Annotated in this window: 2 protein-coding genes and 1 other RNA gene; all 3 read left to right on the forward strand. The window is 71.3% G+C overall.

All coding sequences use genetic code 11. The features are described from left to right. Window positions 1–79: 79 nt before the first annotated feature. The 3 genes from ACFU6K_RS37335 to ssrA all read left to right on the forward strand — a co-directional run bounded on the left by ACFU6K_RS37335 (window position 80) and on the right by ssrA (window position 2,205). Window positions 80–1,216 (forward strand): S41 family peptidase, encoded by a 1,137-nt coding sequence (locus ACFU6K_RS37335; protein WP_380670848.1) that lies wholly within the window; start codon window positions 80–82, stop codon window positions 1,214–1,216. A 44-nt stretch (window positions 1,217–1,260) separates the two neighbouring features. Continuing rightward, complete coding sequence (gene smpB / locus ACFU6K_RS37340; protein WP_380670850.1) at window positions 1,261–1,737, forward strand: SsrA-binding protein SmpB; 477 nt, start codon at window positions 1,261–1,263, stop codon at window positions 1,735–1,737. An 86-nt stretch (window positions 1,738–1,823) separates the two neighbouring features. Then, window positions 1,824–2,205, forward strand: a transfer-messenger RNA (tmRNA) gene (gene ssrA, locus ACFU6K_RS37345). The last annotated feature ends 31 nt before the right edge of the window (window positions 2,206–2,236 follow it).

Here is a 2,236-nt window from a genome sequence, read left to right on the forward strand (position 1 = left end):
GCGCCGTCCGGGGCCGTCGGCTTTCCGGGGCCCGTCGTTCCGGTTCGTCCCGCGCGGAGCGGTGTCTACACTCCGGTCCATGCTGCAAACTCCGCGCAGGGCCCGCCAGGTGGCCGCGCTCAGCCTGGTGTTCGGCGCCGTGCTGCTGGCCGGCGCGGCCACCGGCGCCTGGGGCGACCCGGGCGGGCCGCCGCACAGCCCGTCCGCCGACACCGCCCGGGCCACCGGCGGGCTCCCGGCGGACCCGGCCGGCGCCGCCCTGTCCGAGCAGCAGGCCGAGCACCTGCTGGCGGCCGGCGGCGACCGCTGGGGCGCGTACTACAGCGCCCAGGAGTACGCGGAGTTCAGCCAGGGCCTGGACGGCCGGTACCCGGGCGTCGGCCTCTCGGTGGGCCGCGGCCAGGACGGCGTCACCGAGGTCTCCCAGGTCGCGCCCGGCGGCCCGGCCGCCGTGGCCGGGATCGCCCCCGGGGACCGGCTCGTACGGATCGGCCAGGACCAGGCGGACCACCTGCCGGTCACCGAGGTGGTCGCGCGGCTGCGCGGCCGGGGCGAGGAGCGCCGGGCCGGCTCCGAGGTCACCCTGGCGGTCCGGCGCGGCGAGGGGGAGGAGCGCGAACTGCGCCTGCGGCGCGTGCTCCTGGACAGCCGGCAGGTCACCGCGGAGCAGCTGGGCAAGGGCGTGCTCCGGGTGACCGTGCGCGGCTTCACCAGCGGCGTGGCCGACCAGGTGCGCGCCGCGCTGCGCGCCCCGCACGCCGGCGTGGTGCTCGATCTGCGCGGCAACTCCGGCGGGTTGGTCGACGAGGCGGCCGGCACCGCCGGGATCTTCCTGGACGGCGGAACCGTCGGCTCGTACCAGGAGCGCGGCGAGACCAGGGAGTTGACCGCCCCGCCCGGCGGCGACCAGCGCACCCCGCTGGTGCTGCTGGTGGACGGCGGCACGATGAGCGCCGCCGAACTGCTGGCCGGCGCCCTCCAGGACCGCAGCCGCGCCGTGGTGGTGGGCTCGCGGACCTTCGGCAAGGGCACCGTCCAGCAGCCCAGCCGGCTCGCCGACGGCGCCGTGCTGGAGCTGACCGTCGGCCGCTACTACACCCCGGCGGGCCGCTCCCCGGACGGCACCGGCCTCAACCCCGACGTCCCGGCCGGCTCGGGCGAGGAGGCCGACGAGCTCGCCCTGCGGGTCCTCGCGGGGCTGGGCACCCGCGCCTAAAGCAGCTGCCCGATCCGGCCTCGAAGTGCGAGAATGGCCGCGTTATGGCAAAGGAAACCGGACAGAAGCTGATCGCGCAGAACAAGAAGGCGCGACACGAGTACACGATCCTCGACACCTACGAGTGCGGCCTCGTCCTCACCGGAACCGAGGTCAAGTCGCTGCGCGAGGGGCGGGCCAACCTGGTCGACGGCTACGCCTACATCCAGAACCACGAGGCGTGGATCGACAACGTCTTCATCCCCGAGTACACCCAGGGGACGTGGACCAACCACGCGGCCCGGCGCAAGCGCAAGCTGCTGCTGCACAGGATGGAGATCCAGAAGATCGAGAGCAAGGTCCGCGACGCGGGCCACACCCTGGTCCCGCTCTCGCTGTACTTCAAGGACGGCCGGGTGAAGCTCGAACTGGCGCTCGCGGTCGGCAAGAAGCTCTACGACAAGCGCCAGACGCTGCGCGAGAAGCAGGACACCCGCGAGACGGCCCGCGCGGTGGCGGCGGCCCGCCGACGCCAGGGTTAATCCGCTGGACCCTCGCCCGTCGCCTCGCGTACTATGGCGCAAGCAACACGGACGATGACCGTCCGAGCTGTTTCTCAACAAAACATGGGGATGATCGGTTTCGACAGGGGATGTTGAAACAGGGGAAGCGAGCCGAGGAACGCGGCAATGATCTCGTTAACCACGTGTCGCAAAAAAATAATCGCCAACTCTAAGCGCGATTCCCAGCAGTTCGCTCTCGCTGCCTAATAAGCACCGATAGCGCTTGGGTGTCAGACCGGGGGGTTCCCGACCCGGACCCTGGCATAATCTAGGGAACTCAACCGTCCGCCCGGGCTGCGAGGGCGGATGGGAAATCAAACAGCAGCTGGGCCTGTTGGCGGCTTGTCCGTGTGACCGCCAGGGCCGAGAAAATCACAGCGGACTGCGCTCGGAGAAGCCCTGAATTAACTCCACTGGACCCGGGTTCGATTCCCGGCATCTCCACCACCCCATGTTGACACCGAAGGCCGTCCTCCGC

Origin of the sequence: Kitasatospora sp. NPDC057512, from assembly GCF_042802135.1 — a bacterium.
Taxonomy (GTDB): Bacteria; Actinomycetota; Actinomycetes; order Streptomycetales; family Streptomycetaceae; genus Kitasatospora.